Origin of the sequence: Hydrocoleum sp. CS-953 (genome assembly GCF_002260545.1) — a bacterium.
Lineage (GTDB): Bacteria > Cyanobacteriota > Cyanobacteriia > Cyanobacteriales > Microcoleaceae > Trichodesmium.
Genome location: NZ_LGSU01001013.1, coordinates 1 through 6,030, shown reverse-complemented (window position 1 = coordinate 6,030; position 6,030 = coordinate 1). Strand labels below are relative to the sequence as shown.

Annotated in this window: 5 protein-coding genes and 1 pseudogene; 4 read left to right on the top strand and 2 right to left on the bottom strand. The window is 36.4% G+C overall.

Going from position 1 to position 6,030, the window contains the following annotated elements:
- Positions 1-858: 858 nt before the first annotated feature.
- Both AFK68_RS14590 and AFK68_RS14585 read right to left on the bottom strand, forming a co-directional pair.
- The gene (locus AFK68_RS14590; RefSeq protein ID WP_094673435.1) at positions 859-1,026 is read right to left on the bottom strand and encodes an ATP-binding protein; all 168 of its coding nucleotides are present in this window, start codon (positions 1,024-1,026) and stop codon (positions 859-861) included.
- A gap of 37 nt (positions 1,027-1,063) precedes the next feature.
- The gene (locus AFK68_RS14585; protein WP_094673434.1) at positions 1,064-2,302 is read right to left on the bottom strand and encodes a histidine kinase; all 1,239 of its coding nucleotides are present in this window, start codon (positions 2,300-2,302) and stop codon (positions 1,064-1,066) included.
- A gap of 561 nt (positions 2,303-2,863) precedes the next feature.
- On the opposite strand from AFK68_RS14585, the pseudogene AFK68_RS14580 reads away from it, so the two are divergent.
- From AFK68_RS14580 to AFK68_RS14565, 4 genes and pseudogenes are all read left to right on the top strand, one after another.
- Positions 2,864-3,720, top strand: a pseudogene (locus tag AFK68_RS14580) (DUF2079 domain-containing protein); the annotation flags it as partial.
- 1 nt (position 3,721) lies between these two features.
- On the top strand, positions 3,722-4,724 hold a 1,003-nt coding region (locus AFK68_RS14575; RefSeq protein WP_210407406.1), incomplete at its 5' end, for a DUF2079 domain-containing protein.
- A 188-nt stretch (positions 4,725-4,912) separates the two neighbouring features.
- Positions 4,913-5,323: a hypothetical protein gene (locus tag AFK68_RS14570; RefSeq protein WP_143437882.1), complete on the top strand. Its 411-nt coding sequence runs from the start codon at positions 4,913-4,915 to the stop codon at positions 5,321-5,323.
- A gap of 22 nt (positions 5,324-5,345) precedes the next feature.
- A complete protein-coding gene (locus AFK68_RS14565; protein WP_094673430.1) occupies positions 5,346-5,885 on the top strand; it encodes a hypothetical protein in 540 nt (179 codons plus the stop codon).
- Positions 5,886-6,030 lie beyond the last annotated feature (145 nt).

Here is a 6,030-nt window from a genome sequence, read left to right as displayed (position 1 = left end):
AAAACTTAAGTAAGAAGGAAGAAGGAAGAAGGAAGAAAAATAGTAAATTTGCTGTTGGTTACTTTTGGGATGATATCAAAGCTTGGTTAACCCGTGTAATACGAAGTATGAAAAAAGAATGTTACGAATAATAAGCAGGATTAAAATATTTTCTAGGGAAGTTATATTTGAATAAAAAGATAATTTAAGGTACAAAAAAGTAGAGAAAACCTATTCCCATACGACTCCTGACTCCTGACTCCTGACTCCTAAGAAGTAACCTAACTATTTGTAGCAAACATTTATTAAATTGGTATAACAAAACATTTACTAGATCGGATATATCTAACTATTGAGGTAGTTTCTGATGCTATGGTTTATTTAGTTAGGGAAGGCAAACGTTATATTTCAAGAAAATTGAAATTTATGGGAGAAATACTTTAACCTGATTATTCAGGAATTTTCCCTACAATAAATGCCACAAAAATTTTCATTTTCTGACGCTCTCATAAATGCTAGTTTTTCCTGATCAAACTTTTCCATCTATACCTCAATAGAAAACCACAAAAATTTTCATTTTCTGACGCTCCTGAAAAAAAATCGGCGCGAGAGAAGGTTTTCTATTGCATCCTCACAATTTTTGTAATATGATAAAGGCTGTATAGAGTCGTTCGTCTATACACATGACTTTTTATTCAACTAAAAAATTAAGTTTTGATTGGGAATGTTGTAGAAAGGAAAAACAAGGTAAAAGATACGGTTAGAGATTCTATAGCAAAGAAAGAATTGGCTAGGACATAGACTGATAATGAATCTTAGACGAGGAGATGTTTTTCCAACGACTCAGTACTCCCTACTCCCTAATCCCTACTCCCTCTTTTACCTATAAACAGGCAAAGTAAAATGAAAACAACTACCATTATTAGGACTAGAATCTACCCAAATTTTACCATAGTGAGATAAAATAATCCGGCGACACAAAGCCAAACCAATACCATAACCCTCCTGTGACTCATCCCGCTTCAGTCGGAAAGAATCTTCAAAAATANCAGTACTCCCTACTCCCTAATCCCTACTCCCTCTTTTACCTATAAACAGGCAAAGTAAAATGAAAACAACTACCATTATTAGGACTAGAATCTACCCAAATTTTACCATAGTGAGATAAAATAATCCGGCGACACAAAGCCAAACCAATACCATAACCCTCCTGTGACTCATCCCGCTTCAGTCGGAAAGAATCTTCAAAAATACAATCGCGATTTTCCTTAGGTATACCAGGTCCACTATCACAAACCGTCACTTGCACCTTTTGAGTTGTGCGATCGAGGACTATAATCTGAATCTCACCCTCTTTCGGAGTATACTTAATTGCATTATCAATCAAATTAACTATTACCTGACGTATTCTTTCTCGGTCAGCATAAACCAATGGTAAATCATTAGGAATATCTGTTCTTAACTGCAAATTTTTTGACCTCATTCTGTCTCGAAACTGCATTTTCACCTCATAACATAATGCTCCCACATCTAATTTCTCAGGTTGAATGTGTAACTTGGCATTTTTCCCTCTTGGTCTCTCTAAAATATCTGTAATCATTCTGTCAATTACCCGCACTTGATAACGTGCTTGCTTAGTCAACCTTTCTACAAGACTTGTAGAACTTTTAAGCAACTCATTTTTTGCCGTTTTTTGAGTAGACTCTAAAGTTTCTAGAGCTAACGAAACTGCAGTCAGAGGGTTCCGCAAGTCGTGAGCTAACATAGCAATGATGCGGTCTTTAAATTTTAGTTGAGCTTGCAATTGTTCTTTTTCCCGCTTGAGGCGAAAAATTTCGTCTGACATTTGCATTAATTCGGCAGCGCAACTAATTGAACTAGCAGATAATTTCTCACTAATAGCTTGTTGTGATTCACATTGGGAATTATCCTCATACCTAGATTCTTTTAAAGAACGTTGCCAACGAGGCCACCAATATTCCAACTTAGCCACTAAATTTGTGCCAGTTAGGGTTTGTCTTGGCTCAGGATGAATTTTTAATAGAGCAGGAGTAGCAATTAACTTGAAATGTTCCGCCATGTAGGGTTGTTCTCCTACATCAATGACATTAAATTCAAAAGGGTAATCTGTTTTTAATTTACTTAGGGACTTACGAATAGCTTGGATTTGTTCTTGAGACCCAGGACGTTTATTAATAAACAATAAAAGTTGTAAGAATCCGTCGTTATTAGATTTTTCTGAAGACACCTTTACGAAATCTCTAGGTAAGTGAGATGGGCGATTAGTATCTTGTTGTCGCAGAGGAAGAGAATAATTAACCATCTATAACTTTCCATGAATATTCCCGCCTACCTAGATATTGGGCCTTACTGGGCAAGTAGGGCGGGGTTTACCACTTACCATTCACAAATTATTTTTCAATTTATCCCCCATTATAGCGCTACGCGCAAGTCAAAAGTCAGGAGGGACAAATGGCCATTCACCCCCACAAAAGCGAGTGCGTAATTCTGAGGTTTCCTACGGGGCGTATAAAGTGCGGAATTACTTCCGCACACAGCCTCTCCAGAATGTAAGACGCACTCAAGACAATCAAAAGTAATCCCTGACGCTCGTTTGAGCATTGATAAATGTCCCAACCTTTGCTTCAACTGCTATAACAGAAAGTTTATTTCTGAGATAATTTAATCTCTATTTTATATTCTGACACTAATACTGTAAATTCACTGAATTAACTGTATTGAGATTATCCAATCTTCACTTGACATAATTTAGAGTTTATAGTATGCAGCAAAAATAATAACCCTTGCAAGTGGTTATGATGACTCAAGTAAGATATAAATTTCTGGTAAGTGTTATACTGCAAGCTTTGAGTTTAGGTGGGTGATGTTGGTGAGCAGAGAAAAAAATCAGTCTCTCAAGATGCTGTTCGTGGTGGCGATCGCTTTCTTTTCAATATGTCTATTGTTCAACCTGCATCGCTATTATACTTTTTACGCCTCTTACGACCAGGGTATATTTAACCAAGTCTTTTGGAATAGTATGCACGGTCGTTTTTTTCAAAGTTCCCTTTCTTCAGCTCTTTCCACAAATGTAGTCCACCAAGGCCAACTTTCCGAAGTATACTATCACCGCTTAGGCCAACATTTTACCCCTGCTCTTTTGTTGTGGTTGCCAATATATGCTCTTTTTCCATCTCCTGTCACTCTAACAGTTTTACAAGTTACATTAGTTACTGCTGCGGGTTTAGTTTTATACATCTTAGCTAGACAATATCTACAACCACAGTTATCAGCCATGATTAGTGTTAGTTTCTATGGAGCTAACGCAGTAATTGGTCCTACTTTAGCAAATTTCCATGATATTAGTCAAATACCTCTGTTTGTATTTAGTTTGCTACTGGCAATGGAAAAACGCTGGTGGTTTCTGTTTTGGATTTTAGCAGTATTAATTTTAGCTGTGAGAGAGGATGCAGGAGTAGTATTATTTGGTGTTGGATTTTACCTAATTTTAAGTAAACGCTATCCTAAAATAGGTTTAGCTATCTGTACCCTCAGTTTTGCCTACATGGTAGCTCTGACAAATCTAATTATGCCAATTTTTTCCGAAGACATTTCCCAGAGATTTATGATGGAAAGATTCGGTCAATATGCAGAAGGAGACGAAGCTTCGACTCTAGAAATTATTTGGGGTATGATTAGTAACCCTTGGCGGTTAATAGGGGAAATTTTTACTCCTTTTTTNAGGTTTAGCTATCTGTACCCTCAGTTTTGCCTACATGGTAGCTCTGACAAATCTAATTATGCCAATTTTTTCCGAAGACATTTCCCAGAGATTTATGATGGAAAGATTCGGTCAATATGCAGAAGGAGACGAAGCTTCGACTCTAGAAATTATTTGGGGTATGATTAGTAACCCTTGGCGGTTAATAGGGGAAATTTTTACTCCTTTTTTTGGCACTATCAAATATTTATTAGGTCAATGGTTGCCTTTAGCATTTGTACCTACTATTGCTCCCGCTTCTTGGATGATAGCAGGATTTCCTTTACTGAAATTATTTTCTGCTCAGGGTTTGTCTGTACTGTCAATTACTATTCGTTATGCGATGACTGTAGTACCTGGATTATGTTACGGTGCAATTTTATGGTGGGGAAAGAGAGAGTCAGATGTTGAAAACTCACCACTGCCATCACCAAAGTTTCGCCATTTTTGGGTAGCTTGTATTTGCTTGTCACTATTTTTTACATTTACATCTAATCCTAATCGTACCTTCTATTTTTTAGTACCAGACTCAGTACAACCTTGGGTTTATGTTCCCGCACACCAACAATGGCAGCACGTTAGTCAAATGCGACCGTTGTTAGAGAAAATTCCTGATGATGCTAGCGCGGCAGCAACAACTTATATTATTCCCCACTTATCAAGTCGGCGAGCAGTTTTGCGGTTTCCCAGAATGAAATTTAGAAATGATGCAAGAGAAGTTGAAAAAGTAGAATATATTATTGTTGACTTGTGGCGGTTGAATAGATATCAGGTGGCATTTAAGAGCGATCGCCAACGACTAGAAAAAATTGTACCTCGAATTAAAGAACTTTATAATTCTGGTGAATATGGAATTACTGATTTTGCTGATGGTGTGGTTTTGATGCAAAAAGGAGTAGTTTCTAATTTAGATGCTGTTGATGGATGGGAAAATTTCCGGCAAGAAATTGTAGGGGCGGTTTTTAGTAAAAACTCTGATAAATAGGTTTTTAGAGTTTTGCACTACACTTGTGTAAATTTCATGGATGAGATTATGAAAATTATACAAGAGTATATAATAGAGAAAACTATCGAAGTTGGTAGTGGCTTTGAATGGAGAGGTACAGGAAAAGAACCTCTAAATAGGTTTTTAGAGTTTTGCAATACACTTGTGTAAATTTCATGGATGAGATTATGAAAATTATACAAGAGTATATAATAGAGAAAACTATCGAAGTTGGTAATGGCTTTGAATGGAGAGGTAAAGGAAAGGAACCTCAGTGGAATAATCCTAAATCTACCAAAGCTTACGACCATATCGAACGCCATCATGGCCCTCAACTTAAATCAGAGAATTTTAGAGGGAGAATTGCTAGTACAAATACTAACCAAGGACAATGGTTAAACGCACAAGACTGGGTGGAGGCAGAAAGATTTATCCCCAAATATTATGGTAAATATATTGTCGATTTTCAACGACTAATTGGCAGAATTTATCATACTGATGGAACGGTAACAGAAAATGTAACTAGAGCTTTTATTATCAGAAAAAAAGATGGAACTCTCAAAACCGCCTATCCTATTTTAAATACTGACGATTTATAATCTTTAAAAAGGAGTAGTAAAAATGAATAATTTTCATAAATTTCAAATTAGATGGGGAGACCCTTTACTAGAAAAATTTGCTGCTCCTCCGGAAGATGTCTTAGGAGAATTATCTCATTTTGAAATGGGAATTAGGCGTTTTTGTTACGAAAGCGATCGCCCCATCTGGCTCGAAATAGGCAAAGAACAAATCAAAGTTTTCTTAGATCCCGATATCTCTATGCTCCTTGAAGAAGATTTACCTACACAAATTGACCAGTTATCAAGAGGCGAAACAATACGGTTAGAATTTGTTGATAGTTGTTGTCTGACGATAGAGTTAATGCCTCTTGGCAACAAGATTAACTGCAACTTACGATATTTTGGCTATTCGGATAGTAATAAAAACTTTTCTCTAGATGGCAGTTACAAGCAATTTCAATTAAATAGCAAAGAAGTCTTGGAAACTTTAACTAACTTTTGCATCAAAATTGGAGATATGGCAACAGAAACAGGTTATATTACCAGACAAGAAAGAGACGATTTTATCTCTCCTGTGGAAATACATAAAATGGTTTTATGAAGAAGGAGTCAGATAGAGTAAAAATTGTAGGGGCGGGTTTTTTCAGTTATCAGTTATCAGTTGGAAATACATAAAATGGTTTTATGAAGAAGGAGTCAGATAGAGTAAAAATTGTAGGGGCGGGTTTTTTCAGTTATCAGTTATC